24 protein-coding genes are annotated in these 17,385 nt (G+C 51.7%); 1 reads left to right on the forward strand and 23 read right to left on the reverse strand.

Annotated features, from left to right (window positions below; all coding sequences use genetic code 11):
* Nucleotide 1 precedes the first annotated feature (1 nt).
* The 19 genes from V2154_RS10500 to V2154_RS10590 form a co-directional block, all read right to left on the reverse strand.
* Entirely contained in the window at nt 2–3,325 is a 3,324-nt protein-coding gene (locus V2154_RS10500; RefSeq protein ID WP_353502193.1) for a phage tail tape measure protein, read from the reverse strand.
* Nucleotides 3,326–3,379: 54 nt separating this feature from the next.
* Complete coding sequence (locus V2154_RS10505) at nt 3,380–3,787, reverse strand: hypothetical protein (protein ID WP_353502194.1); 408 nt, start codon at nt 3,785–3,787, stop codon at nt 3,380–3,382.
* Between the two features lie 68 nt (nt 3,788–3,855).
* A complete protein-coding gene (locus V2154_RS10510) occupies nt 3,856–4,101 on the reverse strand; it encodes a phage tail assembly protein T (protein WP_437342000.1) in 246 nt (81 codons plus the stop codon).
* 41 nt (nt 4,102–4,142) lie between these two features.
* The gene (locus V2154_RS10515; protein ID WP_353502195.1) at nt 4,143–4,541 is read right to left on the reverse strand and encodes a phage tail assembly chaperone; all 399 of its coding nucleotides are present in this window, start codon (nt 4,539–4,541) and stop codon (nt 4,143–4,145) included.
* A 58-nt stretch (nt 4,542–4,599) separates the two neighbouring features.
* On the reverse strand, nt 4,600–5,070 hold the full coding sequence (locus V2154_RS10520) for a phage tail tube protein (protein ID WP_353502196.1): 471 nt from the start codon (nt 5,068–5,070) through the stop codon (nt 4,600–4,602).
* Nucleotides 5,071–5,126: 56 nt separating this feature from the next.
* Entirely contained in the window at nt 5,127–5,474 is a 348-nt protein-coding gene (gene gp17, locus V2154_RS10525) for a tail completion protein gp17 (protein ID WP_353502197.1), read from the reverse strand.
* Nucleotides 5,471–5,917 carry an HK97-gp10 family putative phage morphogenesis protein gene (locus tag V2154_RS10530; RefSeq protein ID WP_353502198.1) on the reverse strand — a complete coding sequence of 149 codons (447 nt, stop codon included), beginning with the start codon at nt 5,915–5,917 and terminating at the stop codon, nt 5,471–5,473. The genes gp17 and V2154_RS10530 overlap by 4 nt, the downstream gene beginning before the upstream one ends.
* Entirely contained in the window at nt 5,914–6,255 is a 342-nt protein-coding gene (locus tag V2154_RS10535; RefSeq protein WP_353502199.1) for a phage head closure protein, read from the reverse strand. Before V2154_RS10535 ends, V2154_RS10530 begins: the two co-directional genes overlap by 4 nt.
* Entirely contained in the window at nt 6,255–6,581 is a 327-nt protein-coding gene (locus V2154_RS10540; RefSeq protein ID WP_353502200.1) for a head-tail connector protein, read from the reverse strand. The genes V2154_RS10535 and V2154_RS10540 overlap by 1 nt, the downstream gene beginning before the upstream one ends.
* Before the next feature lie 38 nt (nt 6,582–6,619).
* The gene (locus V2154_RS10545; protein WP_353502201.1) at nt 6,620–7,777 is read right to left on the reverse strand and encodes a phage major capsid protein; all 1,158 of its coding nucleotides are present in this window, start codon (nt 7,775–7,777) and stop codon (nt 6,620–6,622) included.
* Nucleotides 7,777–8,457: an HK97 family phage prohead protease gene (locus V2154_RS10550; RefSeq protein ID WP_353503975.1), complete on the reverse strand. Its 681-nt coding sequence runs from the start codon at nt 8,455–8,457 to the stop codon at nt 7,777–7,779. The genes V2154_RS10545 and V2154_RS10550 overlap by 1 nt, the downstream gene beginning before the upstream one ends.
* A gap of 17 nt (nt 8,458–8,474) precedes the next feature.
* A complete protein-coding gene (locus V2154_RS10555) occupies nt 8,475–9,752 on the reverse strand; it encodes a phage portal protein (RefSeq protein WP_353502202.1) in 1,278 nt (425 codons plus the stop codon).
* Nucleotides 9,752–11,266, reverse strand: coding sequence for a terminase large subunit (locus V2154_RS10560; protein WP_353502203.1), 1,515 nt, complete (start codon nt 11,264–11,266; stop codon nt 9,752–9,754). The genes V2154_RS10555 and V2154_RS10560 overlap by 1 nt, the downstream gene beginning before the upstream one ends.
* A 6-nt stretch (nt 11,267–11,272) precedes the next feature.
* Nucleotides 11,273–11,758, reverse strand: a complete 486-nt coding sequence (locus tag V2154_RS10565) for a terminase (RefSeq protein WP_353502204.1) — start codon at nt 11,756–11,758, stop codon at nt 11,273–11,275.
* 141 nt (nt 11,759–11,899) lie between these two features.
* A complete protein-coding gene (locus V2154_RS10570; RefSeq protein ID WP_353502205.1) occupies nt 11,900–12,100 on the reverse strand; it encodes a hypothetical protein in 201 nt (66 codons plus the stop codon).
* Nucleotides 12,100–12,438 (reverse strand): HNH endonuclease signature motif containing protein, encoded by a 339-nt coding sequence (locus tag V2154_RS10575; protein WP_353502206.1) that lies wholly within the window; start codon nt 12,436–12,438, stop codon nt 12,100–12,102. The genes V2154_RS10570 and V2154_RS10575 overlap by 1 nt, the downstream gene beginning before the upstream one ends.
* An 11-nt stretch (nt 12,439–12,449) precedes the next feature.
* Nucleotides 12,450–12,647 (reverse strand): hypothetical protein, encoded by a 198-nt coding sequence (locus V2154_RS10580; protein WP_353502207.1) that lies wholly within the window; start codon nt 12,645–12,647, stop codon nt 12,450–12,452.
* Nucleotides 12,648–12,657: 10 nt separating this feature from the next.
* Nucleotides 12,658–13,260 (reverse strand): hypothetical protein, encoded by a 603-nt coding sequence (locus tag V2154_RS10585; RefSeq protein WP_353502208.1) that lies wholly within the window; start codon nt 13,258–13,260, stop codon nt 12,658–12,660.
* Nucleotides 13,242–14,699, reverse strand: a complete 1,458-nt coding sequence (locus V2154_RS10590; RefSeq protein ID WP_353503976.1) for a glycosyltransferase — start codon at nt 14,697–14,699, stop codon at nt 13,242–13,244. Before V2154_RS10590 ends, V2154_RS10585 begins: the two co-directional genes overlap by 19 nt.
* A gap of 208 nt (nt 14,700–14,907) precedes the next feature.
* Here V2154_RS10590 and V2154_RS10595 point away from each other — a divergent pair, with 208 nt between their 5' ends.
* On the forward strand, nt 14,908–15,444 hold the full coding sequence (locus V2154_RS10595) for a YkgJ family cysteine cluster protein (protein ID WP_353502209.1): 537 nt from the start codon (nt 14,908–14,910) through the stop codon (nt 15,442–15,444).
* A 35-nt stretch (nt 15,445–15,479) separates the two neighbouring features.
* Here V2154_RS10595 and V2154_RS10600 read toward each other — a convergent pair whose 3' ends face one another.
* The 4 genes from V2154_RS10600 to V2154_RS10615 are packed head-to-tail and all read right to left on the reverse strand — an operon-like array spanning nt 15,480 to nt 17,005.
* Nucleotides 15,480–15,656 carry a hypothetical protein gene (locus V2154_RS10600; protein WP_353502210.1) on the reverse strand — a complete coding sequence of 59 codons (177 nt, stop codon included), beginning with the start codon at nt 15,654–15,656 and terminating at the stop codon, nt 15,480–15,482.
* Between the two features lie 12 nt (nt 15,657–15,668).
* Entirely contained in the window at nt 15,669–16,175 is a 507-nt protein-coding gene (locus tag V2154_RS10605; RefSeq protein ID WP_353502211.1) for a lysis system i-spanin subunit Rz, read from the reverse strand.
* Nucleotides 16,168–16,698, reverse strand: coding sequence for a lysozyme (locus V2154_RS10610; protein WP_353502212.1), 531 nt, complete (start codon nt 16,696–16,698; stop codon nt 16,168–16,170). The genes V2154_RS10605 and V2154_RS10610 overlap by 8 nt, the downstream gene beginning before the upstream one ends.
* Before the next feature lies 1 nt (nt 16,699).
* Entirely contained in the window at nt 16,700–17,005 is a 306-nt protein-coding gene (locus V2154_RS10615; protein ID WP_353502213.1) for a hypothetical protein, read from the reverse strand.
* Between the last annotated feature and the right edge of the window lie 380 nt (nt 17,006–17,385).

Here is a 17,385-nt window from a genome sequence, read left to right on the forward strand (position 1 = left end):
GTTAAACGCCAAGCAGGCGGCGGCCTTGCCCTCTAGTCTGGAAGTCCTGAAGCATTTCCTGCCGGGCTTGTTTCGCTCCGTCCTGCGCCCCCTGACGCGCCGCGTCCTGCATTGCTTGCTTCAGTGCTGCGTCACCGTTTCCGGAGACATGGAAAGTCTGATGAACAATAGTTGTCCCATTTCCAGCAGCGCCATTAGACGTGTCACCAACCGTATTTCCGCCGTTATAGGAATTAGTTCCGCGCGTCAAAGGCATCGACGTTGGGTTGTTACCGACGTAGCCGCCGCCCGCATATCCTCGAGCGTTTCTCATCAGCGCAGATAGATTTTCAACGCCTATTTTTTGCGTAGCCTCTTTGGTGAATACAAACTCCCCGCCGTGGACCACGCCTTTGGGCTCGTATTTCCCTCCGTCGCCTGTATACCCTCCCTCATCATAGCCTTGGAAGCTGGTTGAAAGGCCCATCGCGCCAGCTCCTGCGGCAGCGCCTCCAACTGCTGATGCTCCACCAGCGGCAGCACCACCGAAACCCATAAAACTAAGGAAGCCCGGACCCGCGAGTGACTTCATGCTATTAACGAGCATCGCGTTGAGAATAATTTTCTGCATGGACTGAAGCACTGATTTAGACCAGTCCTCCCAGCTTGCCTTGTTGCCACTCAGCGCACCGGAAAGCGTATCCACAAAGCCGCTCATCGTGTTAGAAACGAGATTGGCTGTCTGATCCGCATAGTTCGATGCGTTGTCCATCCAGTTGTTGAATCCACGGGAAGCGCCGGAAAGCCAGTCAGCCTCGGCGGCTGCCGTGGCCTTATAAGCTATATCCAACTTTTCCAGCGCTGTATTGCGAGCCGCGATGGCCTGAGCTCCTTTATCCGTTTTCTCGAATACACGATTAACCTGCTGGGTTTCATCCAAGCGTGAACGCTGGCGATCACTTAACCCGGACGCATCCGTCGTCAGCGCAGCCTCGTCACTGTATTTTCTTGCGGCTTCCGTTAACTGCTTCAGCGCGTCGGCCTGCTCACGCTGCTTTCTCACAGTCTCATCAGCTTTCTGGTTCCACTTCGCAAGTTCTTCAGAGGAAGCGCGAATAGCCTTACGCTGCTCTTCCGTCCACTTGGTACCGGCCTGATGTGACGCGGCATACAGCTCGGCCGCTTTCTCTCCCTCGGTCGCTCTTACTTTCTGAACTTCGATCTCGACGGTCAGGTCGGCCATCTTGCGGGCATACTGCTCTGCGATGGTCGCCGCTTCCCGCTCAGATTTGTTCTGGTCTCTGGTCGCCGCCGTGCCTGCCTTTTTCGCCTCAGCAGCTGCCGCATCTTTCTTGGCTGCCTGATCTTTGTTGTAGATATAGGTGGTATAGAGCGCGCCGGTTAGCTTCAGGTCTTCTGCTTCATACACGTGCTGCTGATGGAGCTTTTGAAGACCAGAAAGGCTTGCCAGCTCGTTATCACGTCTCGACTTTTCAAGCGCTGTTTGTTGCTGTGGCGTAGCGGTGGAAACAGGAAGGGTCGGTAATACAAACTTTGGAATGTTTGTTGGGACTACAGCCATGGTCTGGTTAAGAAGCTGATAGGCACCATTTAAAATAGAAATAGCACCGGCTTGTTTTACCGCTTTTTCTGCGGCTAAGTCTGTTGCATCATTAACCAATTTTTGCGTGGCAGCCACTTTTGCCGCGGCTTTCTCTCGATCATATTCCAGCTTGTTGAGTTCGTCAGTCAGAGCAATATTCTTTTCTGTTATATCCCCCTGATCCATGAACGTATTCAAATACGTCATTCTCGGAGATTTATTATAATCCTCCTGAATTTTGGCAAGGCCAGCCTGACTGTTTTTCACCTTGGCGATTTGTGCGTCTAAATCTGCCAGATCGCTTTTTTGTGCCGCCAGAGACGAGCGGGCATCACTGGCTGTTACCTTGAGTCCCTGCACCGACATCGTCTGAAGCTTGCCGTTTATCTCATCGAGATTATTAGCAAACCCCACGGCCTGCTGATGCACCTGCTCCATATGCTGAGATACGCCATAAAGCGCAGAACCAGCAGCAATAAGCACCCCCGGCCACCCGCCGAGTATTCGCAAAACTCCGCCGCCCAAACGAGTCATGACAGAAGCCGAGCCGGTAAGCTGGTTAATAGCTGCCGAACGGCCCCCTATGACGCTGTTCAGCGTTGACTGAGCCGCGGCCAATTGGCGCTCCGCTAAAATTTGGGTTCCGATTGATGTGGCTGCTGCTCTCGCCTGCTGCGCTCGGTAAACTGTCTGTCTTGCAGCCGCCACGCTTACCTGTGCGCCACGAACTTGTGCCTGAGCTAACGCGACTTCGGCGGCGGTGTGCGATATAACCGCCGCTGTTGACTGAGCAACGCTTCCGACCATACTCCCAAAATAGCGGGCGATACCAAGTCCAACCAGTGTGCCAGCGACATTCGCAACGGTACCAATATTCTTCGCCAACCCGTCGAGAATTCCTGCCAGAGTGGATGACGCGCCAACGGCATCGTTCGCGCCGCCTACCCACGCAAGAAATGAGTTTTGCACTTTCTGTGCTGACCCACTAATTGAGGCTGGCAGCGTGTCAAATTCATCGCGCAGGATCTGCACGTTGGTCAGTAGCGGTACAATTTTATCTGTGGTTAGCTGGCCGTTATTCGCCATGTTTCTCAGGCCGCCAACGGTGGTACCCAAGCCATCGGCCAGCAACTTAGCCAGTCGCCCGCCGTTTTCCATGATGGAGTTAAATTCTTCACCACGCAGAACGCCGGAGGCTAGCGCCTGACTCAACTGGGTGATAACAGAGCTGGCCTCTTCGGTACTGGCCCCCGAAAGCTTCAGGGACGTCGCTACTGTCTCAGTGACCTTTGCAACGTCGGCGGACGCAAACCCGGCTGAGCGCATTGACTGGGCTATACGTGCATACAGATTGCTGTTTGCCTGTAGAGATGTACCTGTGCGCTGGCTGATATCCATCAGAACGCGCTGGGATGCGGAAAAATCATCCGAGGAGGTTGAAGCTAATCGAAGCCTGCCGCTTAACTGGTTCCACGTATCGGCGAATTCAATTAGCTGGTGAGTGGCAAAGGCTCCTGCAAAAGCGCCCGCTAGCCCGGCAGCGGAAGATTTTACAGAGGCAAGCTCTGTGCTTAAATCGCTGATAGCCCGCTGAGTCTCACGCGTCGCAGCAGCAGCCTTTTTACCGCCCTGCTCCATCGTTTTGTAGTAATCCGCCCCCATGCGAGATGCGCGGGAAATCTCAGACTGAAAGGAACTGGAGTTGGCGGAGATTTTTATTATTAATTCACGAAGGGTTGCCATATTTTCACCATAAAAAAACCCCGCCGTAGCGAGGTTCTTAATTTAGTGTTCTGATTAGTGCAAAATGAATGCCACCACAACTATTAGCAATATTATTGCTCCAATAAATTTCCCGAACATGGAAGCGGTGTCATTCCTTTTAGCTGCTTCTTCATATAATTCATCAACTTTATCCATTGATGTTGAAGCCGCTGCCTCAGATTCTTGCGCGTATACTTCTAATACAACCGCTTGTGCTTCGATGGGTTCATTGGATAAAAATTCTTTAAAGACATCGGAATAATCTAATGAAGCAGTGTGTGGGTTGCCGCCAGATGAAATTACATCTCTAATACACTCCGAATAAACTTCAACTAGCTTCCGAATTTTTCCTCTGAGTGCACTAAATTCAGTAACACCACTATCATTTTTCAAAGCAACATAATAATCAGTTGGATTACCCGGAATTATAAATTTCTTCATTTCCCCATCCTTGCCGTATCAATTTCCAGCATTCTAGCACTGGTTGATATGGAGATCAGTAATCACAATCAAAGCGCCCCCATCCATTCTTCAAGCTCGCTGATTTCACCTTCTTCAGACGACGGCCCCCATTTAAGTAACACGTCGTTAAGCCCGAACTTCCCACCCTGTGCGTTGATTGCGGCCGTTGCCACCTGCGCAGCCTGCACGTCACCGCGCCAGTCACCAATAGGGCTAAGCCGGTCATAGGCGATCCACATTTTCAGTTCGCTGGCGGTGAGGGTTTGCCGGAGTTCGTGAACGGTGCGCCCCAAGCGGAGCGCTAGAGAGAAAAGAAAGAAAGTCAGCGGCTCTTTTACTTTTTTTCAGCAACTTCCTGACTCACGCCTAAAGCAATAGCCTGTTGCACCAGACGAACGTGAACAGGCCCGTAAATCTGAGCGACCGCCTCCCGATCTTCTGCCGTAAAGACTGGTTGACCTTCTTCATCAAGCAATACGTCAATGAACAGGATCACGTCCGCAGCGCGGTTACGATTAAAAGTTTCTGCCGGTGTTAATTTTTGCGGCTCTGCACCTTCTGGCACTTCAGGATTGAGAAGAGCTTGGAAGTCCGCCCACGCCTGCCCGGATGGCTCCCGAAGTATTACCTTCGCGCCTTCCCATTCAGGGACAGTTGTCTCCTTGGTGCGGTATGCGCCAGATGGCGCCAGCGCCAGAGCACGTAAAGAAGCGGCTAATGTTTTTTTGGTCATGCTAAATTTCTCTCTGTTTGATTATGACGAAAAGCGGAAGAAAAGCGGCATGAGCCGCTTAAGATGTCGCCTGACGAATACGCTGAGGCTTACCGCGAACGCGCAGTGAATACGTCGCGCCTACAACCGAAGACGTTGCTGCTGACCATGAGCTCTGGCGAACTTCGACCAGAACATAAAAACCGTTGCCTGAAGGGAACAAGACGCGCAGCGCACGCAGCTCGTCGTTTTCATAGGCCGTCTGGAGAGCCTCTTGGGCCTCTTCATCGCCTACCCAGTTACGGGTGATGCTCATCTCTGCTGGCGCGGCGAGGCCGTTGGTCTGCTCCTGCTCGGTAGAGCACAGCGTGGTGACGTCGATGTCGCCTTTCTGGCCGCCAGTGAACGTGATTTCTTTGGTCGCACAGGCAGCTTCAAGCCATTTGACCCCAGCACCCGGAAAGCCCGGAGCTATAAAATCTGCTGACGTTACCGGTGCGTCGGTGACGGCTACTGTCATACCCTTCGTGACTTCGTATTTACTTGTCATGTGATCTCCAGACATAAAAAAAGCCGCACATTGGCGGCCATTGGTGAGGTTTTCAGTTATTGCTGGTTCTGAATTTCCAGCATGGCGCGGTAGAGCCCCGTTTCCGGCTCATATCCGTTGGTTCGATTAAGTTGAGTAAAATTCAGAGGGGCCAGCGCAAGCTGCACCTGCTCACGAAGAGCGCGGGCTTCGTCGATTGTGTTGGCGTAGACATCAACTTGTAGCGAGTCAGTTTCCTCGGCTGGGCCGCAGAACGTGTCACCAAAGTTCTCGCTTATAATGCTAAAAACCACCCACGGCGCGGAAATAGCCGGCTCACCGGCGGCATTGGGCGGAGCAACATACGGGTATACCTGCCCGGCGGCCAGATGCCCTATCAATCCATAAACGTCAGCCTCAGTCATTTTGATAGCGCCTCATCAATGGCCCGATTCGCCGTCGCAAAGGCGGCATTTGTGGCATCTTCCTGACGCGCGTCATAGGCTGGGCGGATGAAAGGTATTGCAGGCATGTTAGACGTGCCTATCTCAACAAATCGCCAGTAGAAAGCATTCCGGCGGTCGTTGGTTTTCATTTTGTTATCGCTGTTCCCCGTCCGTGGGTTGGTACCGCGAACATGCACGCCCGAAGATATGTCACCATTACGGTCACGCTGCGTCATGACAACAATATTCTTCTTCAGCTTGCCGGTACGCTCTGGCGCGCGCTTTACCGCTTCGTCTTTGAAAATGGTAGCCGCCGCCCGCGTCGCATTGCGCATGACCTTTCGATTCTCAGCTTTACTCAACGCGTTAAGGTCTTCTGAAATATCCAGCAGGTCTGAAAAATCCAGTTTCGTATCAATCAAGACTTCACCCCCTGCTTGCATAGCATTTCGAGGCGCGCCATTTTGGCATCAGGCAAAGGTATGCCGGTAACCTCTAAAGTCATCCCTTTAAACGGCCCCGTCTCACAGACCAGTCTGGATGATGCCGTGACATCGGCGCGGTACCGCATCCAAACTCTGATGGTGGCCTCCGCTTTTTCAGCACCTGATGACATGATTTCACGTGAACTGATCGCCTTACATTCGGCCGGAATTTTAGTGGCCACGTCGAACCACTCTTTTTGCGGCTGCCCGGACGGCGATTTTATTGTCCTGAAATTTTGCAACGTTAAACGATGCCTGAATCGTCCGGGTTCCATCAGGATGTCTCCTCTACTGAAGTACTATTTCCCCAGTTTCGGCAGGTCCACATGAGACTCTCAGCAGCGCGATTAACGTAAAGTTGCACCTCCGTCTGGCTGGTCCTGTGTTCAAACAGATCGCCAAATATCAGGAGCATGGCGGTGATAACCGGTGAAGGAATGTCATTGGCTACTTTCCACGCGGGTTCGTCGCACCAGCGCAGACAATAATCCAGCGCGCTTTGCGCATAACGGGTGATCAGCGCGTCTCGGTCATCACCATCAAACTCGATGTGCTGGCGTAGTTCTTCAATGGGCACAACGTCAGTTACAGCAATAGCCATCAGCAATCAGGGCGGGTTTCCCCGCCTCGCTCCGTCTATCAAGAACCAGATTCGAAGGTGCCCTTGATGAGTGCCTTCGGACGGTAGTGCGCCAGCGCCAGACGTTCTTCACACAGAATGGTCAGCATGTTTTTCACGAAGTTATCTCGGTCTTCGCGGCTAACCTCGATGCTTGCATCCATGCGGTCCCAAACCTGAGAAGCCATATCGAAACCACCGACGGTGAACGTACCCTGTGCCTGTGCTTGGGTTGAAACAACCGGAAGCCCCCACATTACGTTGCTGGTGAATGCCTGAGGCCCGCCAAAGATATAGCGGCCTTCGTTATCTTTCAGCAGCGCGATACCGTGCCAGTCACGCGGGTTCAAAATGATGCCTGACGCGCTGAATTCAGATTCTGTGACCTGATAAATCGCATGTGCAATCAGGTCGGCGCGGGTATCACCCGTTGCGTTCAGAGTGGCATCATAAGCAGTTGCAACGTGGTTAATGCCTTCCAGATCATCGCCGGTGCCGTCGCCGTTCAGCAATTGTCCCTCTTCCTTCAGGGCCAGACCATACATCAGGCGGTTGTTCACGTAGGACTGAAGCATAGGGGCATCGTCCATAACCTGACGCGAAGCCTGAATCCAGTGAGCAACGGTTTTTACGTTTGCCGTCTGCTTGCTGAAAGTAATATCTGACTCAGGTTTCAATGCTTTTTCAGCAACAGTGGCCGCGTTGTTCGTGAATACTTCTTCACGCACATATTCCAGAGAGTTGCTGGAGATGCGCCCTTGCGCCAACAGGTCGCGAATGGTCAGGCGACGCAGGCCCGGCATGACGATGCCCGGCACCTGCAATGGCTGGATCAGCGAACCAGCTGAGGCAGCATCACTGCCAAGAGACTTATTGAAGGTCTTGGCATCGAAACTACCTTTGCTGCCGTTCCATGACTTGGTCAGCTCTTCGGCGGCACGCTCTGAGAAAGATTTTTTCTCTTCTGGATTTTCCGCGCCGCTAGCAAATTTCTGCTCGATATCGAAAAGACGTGCACCAGATTTCTTCAGCTCTTCCTGAACTTTCATCAGGTCATCTTGAAGTTGCTTGGATACCTGACCGGTGCTTTCGATTTCTTTTTTCTGTGCATCGAAAAGTTGCTGCATGTTGTTCTGCGATTCTTCGATGGCTTTTTGAATATTGGCTAATTCGGACATTATTGGTTTCCTAATTTTCGAGGGAAAGATTGGATGCTCTCGAGTAGAGCTGCGATTTCTGATTTGTCTTGGTCGCCCTCGGACTCACTCCGAATTGCTGACTTAAACCGGGCAATCATGCCCACTGCCTGCGACTTCGATAATCCGACTGAATCCCTCAGCCAGTTCTCAATGTCGCGAATAGTTTCGATGCCTTCAGCGCTCTTCATTGCAGAGACCCCGGCCAATTCATTAGCTGGGAAGGTGCACACGCTGATCTCGCGCAGTGCGGCAACGTTTTTGAAGATTCGTCCGGACGTCCCCATCGAGTAATCGTCTTTGGAGACAGAGAAGCCGACCGACATACCTTCGACGGTGCCGTGCTGCATGGCAGCCTTCAAATCCGACGCGCCGCTATGCCCCGGCGTCAGTTGCCCGCGAACCAAAAGCCCTTTGCTGTCTTCCTCCAGCGCATCCCACTTGCCAACGGGCAAATCCCACGTCTTGTGGTTAAAAAACATGGCCACTTTGCGGGTCTGGTTGGCTAGCGCGTTCTTGAATGCGCCGGGGAGGATGATGTCGCCATCTGAATCGGTATTGTTAAAGACAGAGGCGTAACCTTCGAAGATCCCCTGCTTTCCATCACCTGTGAATTTGATTTCGGTCTGGTCAAAGGACAGCGTTTTATTAATTTCTGGCATCATGGCCCCCATAAAAACTAAGACCCGCTTTCGCGAGTCTCGTTGTTGTTGCCCAGTTGAGTGATTGGCACGTACTGCGCCTGCCGGAAAGCGACATCGCCGCCCGGTAAAGGTGTCTGGTTATCAATGCGGCGCATTTCGTTGATGGTACGAAGGCCAGCTTCACCCATCGATTTCATGTAAGCAGCCCGAGAAGCTGAGTCACCACGCAGAAGGCCATCGAGATTATGTTCTGCATGTAAGAAACCGACTTGGTCAGGCTTAAGCAGCCACCGTTGGATGCAGTTTTCCCAACGGGAGATATAGGGCTGAAGCGTGTATTGCAGGAAACCGAGATTCTGCTGCTCGATCCCCGATCCCCAACTGGTTGATTTCTCAACATCCCCAACGAGATGAGGCGGAACGCCAAAGAATCGTGCAAGTTCGCTAACCTGAAACTTTCGCGATGCCATCATTTCAGCATCTTGCGGAGTAACACCGATGGCTGATGTGCTGAATCCTGCCTCAAGTATCCATAGGCGTTTTCTTACCGGGCCACCTGCAATCTCTTTAAAATTCGCTTCGACCTGCGAGCGCTGCTGCTCGGTTAGCACCTTTTCACCTGTTGAAAGAATTTGCGGAGATTTTGCGCCGTTAGCGAAGAAATCACGCTGCTGGTCTTCCATCGCCACGGCGACGCCCGCAGATTTACAAGCATGTGCAATCGGCGAAAGGCCGACGAGCCCATTGAAACCAAACCCCTTCAGGTGGAATATTTCGCTTTGCTGAAAGTTGGCATACTCACTATCGCGCTGATATCGGTAGATCAGCCTTTTCCCTTGCATTCTCACGTCCATATTTGCGGACATAAGAGGAAGCAGGCTTATGATGTCGCCAGAGCGATTGCGCTCTATCAGGGCATATGAATTGCCGTAAAAGCACAGCTGCATCGTCATGGCCTCTCGGAAATCCTGAGCGGTCATATACTGGTTGGGCGAGTACTGTAAAAGCCTTGCCAGAGGGTTATCGTTGATGCCGACTTTGCTCCGGTTATTGCTTTTATCGGTTTCAAAGACATCGAGCGGTAAAGTTGACGTTAAGGTGGAAATAAGGCTAACGCAGCGCCACACCGTGGAGATCTGAAGAATTCTCTCATCGGTAATGCTTGAATCGCCAAGATGCCCACTGGCTGAGACAGGGCCGGTTTGGGAGCCATTCTCTGGCGTTACCAGACGACCACCGACAAACCATGATGCCGCCCGAGCCCACCAGCCATTATTCGTTCTGAGGTCGATGCTGTATTTAGGTTCTTCCATTACATGCTCAGTGGTTTAAATATGAAGTCGTCAAAGTCACCACCTTTTTCAGTGACTTCCCCATTGGCCGCGCCCACCGACATCGTGAGTGCGACCATGCCGTCAATTCGGCCTGTTGCTTTTGATTTATCGAGCTTGCGGTTTCCGGCAGCGTCCTTCACAACCACCGCGTTGACAGCGCACATCGTCAAAACCGGATGCATTCCGTGCCTAACGCGCCCGTTGAGCATGACGGACTCGAGGGTATCTACGGCTGGCCCCATATCCTTGAAGCCTTGGCCGAATTCAACCAGCGGCAGGGATAAACCAATTGCGTCAGCGTCTTTCCTGAACTGCTCTATTCGCCAGCGGTCAAACGCGAGAGAGGTAATGTCAAAATCACTGATGATTTCTGCGATATCGTTTACCACAAACGCATAGTCTACGGACGCGCCGGGCGTCGTCCTAAGCAGGCCTTGTTTAACCCATACGTCATAAGGTGCGCGGTCGGTTTTCGCTCTCTCAACCAGCGTTTTTTCTGGTGTCCAGAAGAAGGGGAAGATATCCCAAATACCATCTTCGTCCTCGCCAGCAATGACCAGTGCGGTTAAGTCGTTGCGTGCTGACAAGTCCAAACCGGCATACCATTTTCTCGGCGAGTTCACCGGCACGCCTCCGCAAAGCTCCCAAATGCTTCGGGAAATGAACGGTGAAACGGTAGACACTCGCTGATTAAGATTAAGGTTTCGGTAGGTGTTCTCGAAGCTCGGCATTCTTCCTGCTTTTTCGGCCTGCCTCGCCATGTCCTTTTCAGACCTGAAAGTGCCTAGTGCAGGATTTGCAGCTAACCACGTATCTCTAAGGCTAATATCTGCATCTTTCGGAGCCTCGTAAACGTGACAGACAATGTGCGGGTCTTTCGACTTAACAGCATCATCAATCCAGATACTTAACAGGTCAGCGTCATTAGCCGCCTGTGTGCTGATCACAATCAGCAGCGGGTTTTCATGTGCGCCCTGCGCGGTAGTTATCGCGTCGATGAAATCATCCTGAGAGCCGCGGACCTGTCCCGTCTCGTCAAGAATTGCCAAAATTGGGGACAGGCCATGCGTGGTTTTACCCTCTGCGGACAACGCTTTGTATTCGACGTTGCAAGGCAGGCCAATCAGCTTCTTGCCGCTTGGCGTGATATGCACAAGGTCCTGCAAAGCAGTGTTGAGATTAACCATCTTCACCGCGAGGTTAAAAACGATGGACGCCTGCTCACGACTTAGAGCACCGCTGACGATCTGCGAGTTTTGCACAGCCTCCGGCCCAACCAGATGTGCAAGAAGAATCCCTGCGATGAGGCCTGTTTTGCCGTTCTTACGGGCAATGCTAAGGATCGCCATGTCGGTGCCGACAGGATTGTCATAAATAGCCAGAATGAATCGTTTTTGAAACGGGTCCAATCTCATTGGCTGACCAATAAGTTTGCCCTCTGGTACCAGACAAAAGCGCTCAATGAACGCTATAACACGCTCACCTCGCGTCATAATTTGTTATCCGTGTTTAGGGAAAGCGATCAGGTTGTCTTCTTCTTCAGCGTGGTGCGATTTAGTGTTTCGTGCCGCGCGGTCGTTCTGATTTCGATTCTTCTGGTCTCGGCTCTCGCCATTAGTGGCGTGAGAGTGAATTTGTAAATCACGGCGCTGGGCCAGAATGGTTCGCTGCAATTCGACTATCTGCTTGCGGTAGTCTTTGATAAGTCCTTCGTCACGGTCTTCGCCGCGCACCCGCTCTTCTTTGCGTAAATCTTTGCGCAAAACGGTAATATAGAGCTGATTATTGGCGAGTTCGGCGGCAGCCAGCAGGTCAGCCGGTGTCCAACTGTCCAGCGCTTTTGATCTGATATTGTCATGCCAAAATGGTTCGGCTTTTTTCTCCAAACCCGCATGCGCTGGCGGTTGGATGGTGTCCACTGTTGCATTTTGCATGGCTTGAATTGCCGCCGACGAACTGTCGGAACGGGTTCTTTTTTCTGCCATATGTCAACACCTTTAAAACTGAAAAAATCGGGTTAGCGTTAAAATAGAACTTTGGCAGCGGTCTTTAGGGGCAAAGCCTTTGAAGATTTACCCCTCCCCCCGCCCTAGATGCGAATCGATATCATTGCAAATGAAACCATTTCACTTGGTAATCATTTCCATTCCATCGGTTTGAAACTCGGCACCAATCAGTCCGAAGGCCACGGTGGCCTCTCCCTCTGGATAGTCGCGCAGTATCTCGCGGATCTTCTTCTCGGCTTCTTTCACCTTCACCTGCTGTTGCTCCGGCAGTGATGCGATGAGTCCTTTAAACATCAGTATGGTTTGTTGGTCTTGCGTCATTACTTACTCCAGTGCGAGTTTGGGTCGAGAGGATAGCCATTAGCATCACAGCCGATGACAACACCGCCTTTTTCCATTCGCTGCTTGGTTGAGTCGTGGTGAGGCTTACACAGTGGTTGCCAGTTCTTCTTATCCCAGAACAGCTTCTGTGCCTTCGTGATTTCCTGCTGATTGCCTGACTTAATGGCGTCAGTGAGCTTGTGGGGTTCGATGTGGTCAACGACTGACGCGGCCACTATGCGATGCTGCTCTTGGCACATAATGCATAGCGGGTTATCTCTGAGGAATGACAGGCGCGCCTTGTTCCATCGGCTGCCATAAACTCGTGGCTCTTTCATTTAGTCTCACGCTAATCCAGATTGATGGTGACTGGGTTTTCAGCCTGCTGCTCTTTGATGTAAAAGCTGGCGGTGATGATTGGCAACTTATTAGGCTCGGTGATGATGTTCGATTCTACTTGCTGGCCAACCAGCTCACCCTCTACCGCAATCCCATAACCCCAGAACATGCCGCGCTTATATAACTTTGCTAACTGAATCTGTTTCATGCTGCCTCACTCATTTAAAGTTGATTGCCAGACGCCATGCGCGGCGGCGTTCTTTGCGTGGTTGATTGTCATGGTGCCGCTCGACTGTCTCACCGTCGGCATGATCCACGAGTGAGTAACATGGATAGATTACCCGGCGGCCCAGCGCATCACCGACTGCATAGTCTGCGGCCTTGGTTCGGTTCCACTCCTTGAGTATCTTCGTAATGCCGCACTGCGGCGGGCTGTAGCACACGCCGTGGATCAGCCGGTTCATTGTGATGAAGTCTGTCCTCAGCTTATCCGCCTGAATCAACTCAGCGGCGATATGCTGCTGATACTGCGGCGGGCGGCCGGTACCAAGATAGAAACTGATTAAGTCGTTAGGGAAGCGGCTTAGCCATTGGCGCACTGAATCATTGAAGCCGGGCATTAGCACCGCGTCATCTTCGAGTATCACCACGCGGCAGTCCTGTTGGCTGGCCCATTCGATAGCGCGCCTGTGGTTCCAGTTAGCGCCATTACCCTCTTCATCCATCAGCACGTGAGCACCGATTAAACTGGCAAGATGCTCTGCTTGCGAGCGGCGGGCATGATGGCCAACCACAACGAATTTTATTTGTGCTTCCACCACGCGCACCCCTTACCGATGCCATCAGATTTAAAGATGGTGTTGACCCTTGGCCCCGTCACAATGCGGTCACCAAACGATTTAGCGGCTATACCGAAAGCGCCCATGTCCACCAGCGTTTCAGGTGCGGTTTCCTGCTTCCAAAAGCGCTGGCTCTCAATGCGGTAATGCAGGCGGATGATGCGGTGCGCAAACTCCATCACGTCAGCGCGCATGCCGCCGACCAGCCCAGCGTTAAGCATTGGCTCATTCAGGTGCTGCTGTATGAAGTCTGTGTAGGCTTTGCCGTGATGCTTGGCATGCATCCACTCGTCGTCATAGGTCTTGTGCTCTGAACCCACGTAGATTTTGCCTGGCACCATTTCAGCCCATGGTTCGTGCAGCATCTCAACGTCAGTGCCATCTGTGCACCAGACGAAACGTAATTCAGGGTGATCTCGAAGGAACTGGTAGATGTGCTGCCAGCGCGCTAAGTAAGGGCTCATCGCCGTTACCGCCACTTGGTGCAACTCTGCACCGGTGGGCGCCTCTTTCAATTCGTCAGCCAGCACTATCGCGCGTCCACCAGCTATTGAGCTGGCCCACGCCTGAATAGTCTCCGGGGAGCAGTGCATTTTCGTATTGCGCTGCGGGTCAGATTGGCTGGTTAGCAGGGAGGTGATCACTGCGTTCTGCTCCCGGCGATAAGGCGCATAACCTGTATAGCCAGACTCCCGGCGGCTGTTGAAGATGCCAACATTGTTCTTTACCAGTGCCTCGCGGTCTGGCCGTGGCAATGAGCGTGTTACCTGTTCGTGCTCATCAAGCGAGTGAATAAGCAGCTCTGAGCCAACCACGTCAGCGAAAGCCCAAGTAGACAGCCCGGCGTTATGAATACGCAAAGCAAGATCCGGATGTTCGTACATTCCGCGCCCATAGACCTGGTCGAAGCCTCCAACCTTTTCGATAGCGCTGCGGTGGTAATAGAGCATCACGCCGCGCTGGCCGGTGTAGGCGATATTCCTGCCGTCTCGGAACAGCACGCCCAAATCCCTCAGTTTGTTCGGGCCAGCAAGATCAAGGAATTGGTAAGCCAAGTGAGGCTCTGGTGATTCAACGTATGGGATGTGCCAGTTATCACTGATCGGATAAGCGTCGTCGTCCCATAGGAAAAGGTGCTCACAACCTGCGTCAATCAGCGCCTCAAGGCTACGGTTCTTCGAAGCCACAATACCGAGTGATTTCTCGTGCCTGATTACCTCGAAGCTCTCCGGCGCAACTGCTGGTGGATTTGATCCGTCATCGATGATGATTAGCTTCGAACCAAGTGGAAGGTGCTTTAAGTGTTGCTCGATCGTCTTAAGCAACACAGCGGGCCGGTTGTGCGTCGTTATGGCAATGCCAATACGGGAATCCGAATTGCACGCAGGCGCATACTGGACACCGTCAATAGTGACCTGCATATTTGCTCCCATAAAAAAACCGCCCGAATGCGGTCGATTATTTGATGTGGTAATCAGGAATGCATTCAATTTTTGATTGCTGCTGGCCGGCATCTGATTTCGTAAAAATATTGGCTTACTAATAACCATACATAAGGTACGCTTGCTATACGCCGTGGTGGTGCACGGCCTGACATATATAAGTTTTGGAAGCCAATAAGGACGTGTGATGAGTCTTGAAAAAATGCTTATTAAAGGAAGAAAGTGTGGTTCATGTTCCGCATGTTGTGTTTCACTCAGAATAAATGAGCCAACTTTAAAGAAACAAGCTGACGTTCCGTGTAGTAACTTGAGACCCCAAGGTGGCTGCGCCATCTATGATGATAGGCCTTCCGTTTGTAAGACATGGTATTGCGGATGGCGAATACTGCCGATGATGGGGCCAGCACTAAGGCCTGATCGTTCTAATTTACTGGTGCGTTTCAATGGGAGTGACTGGACTTTTCAGCCCGTATCAAGTGACCACACATCAGTCTTAATGAGTGAGGAAGTGCTCTCCGTTATTGGCGGTTTAGTTTCTAACGGGCAAAAAACCTTCATATCCATTCCGACAAAAGAAGGATACTGTCACTCCATCACCTTAATAAACGATGTGCTTGGTGATGCCATTAGAGGCCAATCATTTTCCGAAGTAAGAGGAATAATGATGTCGTTAATTATAGGAAACTCTCAAGCGAAGACTGACCCAATCAGCCCTCTGGATTGATTATTCCCGAGCACCTTATATTAAGATGCTCGGTGTTATTTCCACCTGAAATTTTTCATCCTTCTAATTTGTTCATTCAATTTAATAGTCATAATGCCGGACATCGCCCGTTCATCGCTACCACACGTAATTTGTCGCATATGAATGTAACGGAACGCATCTTCTTTCGGACTTTTTATGAGATGGCAGTAGGATTTTTCTTTTACAGTCATGCCTGTCTCCATTTAGTTAATCTTGCACCGCTTCACCACCTTGGTGATGTAGCCTTGAAGATACTGAATCACTTGGCCGTCTTTGATGGCGCTGGCTCGGAGATCGAGAACAGCCCGTCCACCAGCTGCGTTGAGTTCGACTTGTACTGCATTGCCCACGCTGCTGCCTCCGGTATTGTTGCCCCGGGTGAGCTGACAGGTTGCAAGGTTGGCTGATGCGATCCGCACGCGGCGAGTGCCAGCGGCAACATCAGCGCGTAGGGCTTCATTTTTTGCCAGTTCATTGGCTAATTCCTCGGTATGCTTCTTATCTAACTCTGCGGCGGCGGCCTGCGCTTCAGCAGTGCGCCGGTTGGCGGCGGCCAAATCAATAACCGCTTTATCGCTAACAGCCTTCAGTGCAAGGGCGTGGGACTCTTTAAGGCTGGATACGTCTTTATCCCAGCGCATGCCCTCAATCCACCACGTCAGCGCTATGCCTGCGGCGAAGGCCACAACAATCGAAACATTGCTATTCATCAAGCCCCCAGCAAGCCAATTCACTTTCCTGATCGCGGCGTTCTACCTGTCCAAAGCAATTATTCGAACGAATTCGGCAATCTTTGCCGCCGTCGAAAATCCAGCGTTTGATCTCAGCGCATGCACCGCGCCGGTCACCGGCATTGAGTTTTTTGTAGAACGTCGATGTGAAGCATTTACTGGGGCCAATATTCCATGGGCAAAATGAAGCGATTCCAACTTTTTGCGGCTCAGTAAGGGGGACTCGTACATTTTTATCAACCCACGCCAGCGCTTTGGCCTGTTCGGCTTTATCGATAATGTCGCATTGTGCTCTGGTTAATCTCAGCCCCTTTACTACTGGCTGCCCATAGACTCGTGTCACACCACCACAGATTGTCCATATTCCGCCTTGGTCGGCGTATGCAATCAGGCTTGTACCTTCTTTTTCGTCCTGAAACTGCTCCATCATCACGGGAGCAGAAGCGCCAGCAGCAATTAAACCCAACATGGCCGCGCTGAGTTTTGTCTTTAGGTTCGCCATATCACACTTCCGCTTTAGAAAGTGCCTCGCTGATAACCTTCGCAGCAGCTGGTTTCTCATGAGCGGGTTTTGTTCGAGCTTCGTCCAGATAGTCACTGACAATCTTGGTGCGTTTCTCGTTTTCTTTTCTCGCCTTTCGAGCGTCCAGACGACCACTGACATACGACGCCAAGGAAATAATCACGCCGATTAGTCCAAACAACATGTAAATCATGTCTTGAGTGGTGAATCCGCAGGCGGCCGCAAGCGCAGCGAACCACGCAAAGAACTGCGTGACGATGTTTCCTGAGCCTTGGTCCATTTTCATAGTCTCCCCCTCCGGGCATCCGGTTGGGTGCGTAGTCATCGGGAAATAAAAAAGGCCACCCGAAGGCAGCCTTAAGAAATTTGTCAGGCAGTTAACGCCCGCCCACTACGGTTATGATATTCACCACAACGAAAAGCCGCCTGTTTCACAACACGATTGCGCCGCTATGCAGCTCAATTCGTCAGGCAGCTTTTCTGTTGCGCAGAAAGCAAAAGAACCCGGCGAGTACTGAGGTTAGAATTATTTGCCACTTCTAGCAGTCGCTGCGTCCACCCACTTTAGGCTCTGATGGAGCTAAGTCTGTTATAGCCCTGATGAAATAGCATTTAAGAAATGACATATCGGTCTAGAGAAAATTAAAATAAATGATCTTTTATCAC

Source organism: Ewingella sp. CoE-038-23, assembly GCF_040419245.1.
Taxonomy (GTDB): Bacteria; Pseudomonadota; Gammaproteobacteria; order Enterobacterales; family Enterobacteriaceae; genus Ewingella; species Ewingella allii.

What these genes read in the sequence shown, in the direction of transcription:
- V2154_RS10500 (WP_353502193.1), bottom strand. Translation starts at nt 3,325, where the DNA reads ATGGCAACCCTTCGTGAATTAATAATAAAAATCTCCGCCAACTCCAGT.
- V2154_RS10505 (WP_353502194.1), bottom strand. Translation starts at nt 3,787, where the DNA reads ATGAAGAAATTTATAATTCCGGGTAATCCAACTGATTATTATGTTGCT.
- V2154_RS10515 (WP_353502195.1), bottom strand. Translation starts at nt 4,541, where the DNA reads ATGACCAAAAAAACATTAGCCGCTTCTTTACGTGCTCTGGCGCTGGCG.
- V2154_RS10520 (WP_353502196.1), bottom strand. Translation starts at nt 5,070, where the DNA reads ATGACAAGTAAATACGAAGTCACGAAGGGTATGACAGTAGCCGTCACC.
- gp17 (WP_353502197.1), bottom strand. Translation starts at nt 5,474, where the DNA reads ATGACTGAGGCTGACGTTTATGGATTGATAGGGCATCTGGCCGCCGGG.
- V2154_RS10535 (WP_353502199.1), bottom strand. Translation starts at nt 6,255, where the DNA reads ATGGAACCCGGACGATTCAGGCATCGTTTAACGTTGCAAAATTTCAGG.
- V2154_RS10540 (WP_353502200.1), bottom strand. Translation starts at nt 6,581, where the DNA reads ATGGCTATTGCTGTAACTGACGTTGTGCCCATTGAAGAACTACGCCAG.
- V2154_RS10545 (WP_353502201.1), bottom strand. Translation starts at nt 7,777, where the DNA reads ATGTCCGAATTAGCCAATATTCAAAAAGCCATCGAAGAATCGCAGAAC.
- V2154_RS10550 (WP_353503975.1), bottom strand. Translation starts at nt 8,457, where the DNA reads ATGCCAGAAATTAATAAAACGCTGTCCTTTGACCAGACCGAAATCAAA.
- V2154_RS10555 (WP_353502202.1), bottom strand. Translation starts at nt 9,752, where the DNA reads ATGGAAGAACCTAAATACAGCATCGACCTCAGAACGAATAATGGCTGG.
- V2154_RS10560 (WP_353502203.1), bottom strand. Translation starts at nt 11,266, where the DNA reads ATGACGCGAGGTGAGCGTGTTATAGCGTTCATTGAGCGCTTTTGTCTG.
- V2154_RS10565 (WP_353502204.1), bottom strand. Translation starts at nt 11,758, where the DNA reads ATGGCAGAAAAAAGAACCCGTTCCGACAGTTCGTCGGCGGCAATTCAA.
- V2154_RS10570 (WP_353502205.1), bottom strand. Translation starts at nt 12,100, where the DNA reads ATGACGCAAGACCAACAAACCATACTGATGTTTAAAGGACTCATCGCA.
- V2154_RS10575 (WP_353502206.1), bottom strand. Translation starts at nt 12,438, where the DNA reads ATGAAAGAGCCACGAGTTTATGGCAGCCGATGGAACAAGGCGCGCCTG.
- V2154_RS10580 (WP_353502207.1), bottom strand. Translation starts at nt 12,647, where the DNA reads ATGAAACAGATTCAGTTAGCAAAGTTATATAAGCGCGGCATGTTCTGG.
- V2154_RS10590 (WP_353503976.1), bottom strand. Translation starts at nt 14,699, where the DNA reads ATGCAGGTCACTATTGACGGTGTCCAGTATGCGCCTGCGTGCAATTCG.
- V2154_RS10595 (WP_353502209.1), top strand. Translation starts at nt 14,908, where the DNA reads ATGAGTCTTGAAAAAATGCTTATTAAAGGAAGAAAGTGTGGTTCATGT.
- V2154_RS10600 (WP_353502210.1), bottom strand. Translation starts at nt 15,656, where the DNA reads ATGACTGTAAAAGAAAAATCCTACTGCCATCTCATAAAAAGTCCGAAA.
- V2154_RS10605 (WP_353502211.1), bottom strand. Translation starts at nt 16,175, where the DNA reads ATGAATAGCAATGTTTCGATTGTTGTGGCCTTCGCCGCAGGCATAGCG.
- V2154_RS10610 (WP_353502212.1), bottom strand. Translation starts at nt 16,698, where the DNA reads ATGGCGAACCTAAAGACAAAACTCAGCGCGGCCATGTTGGGTTTAATT.
- V2154_RS10615 (WP_353502213.1), bottom strand. Translation starts at nt 17,005, where the DNA reads ATGAAAATGGACCAAGGCTCAGGAAACATCGTCACGCAGTTCTTTGCG.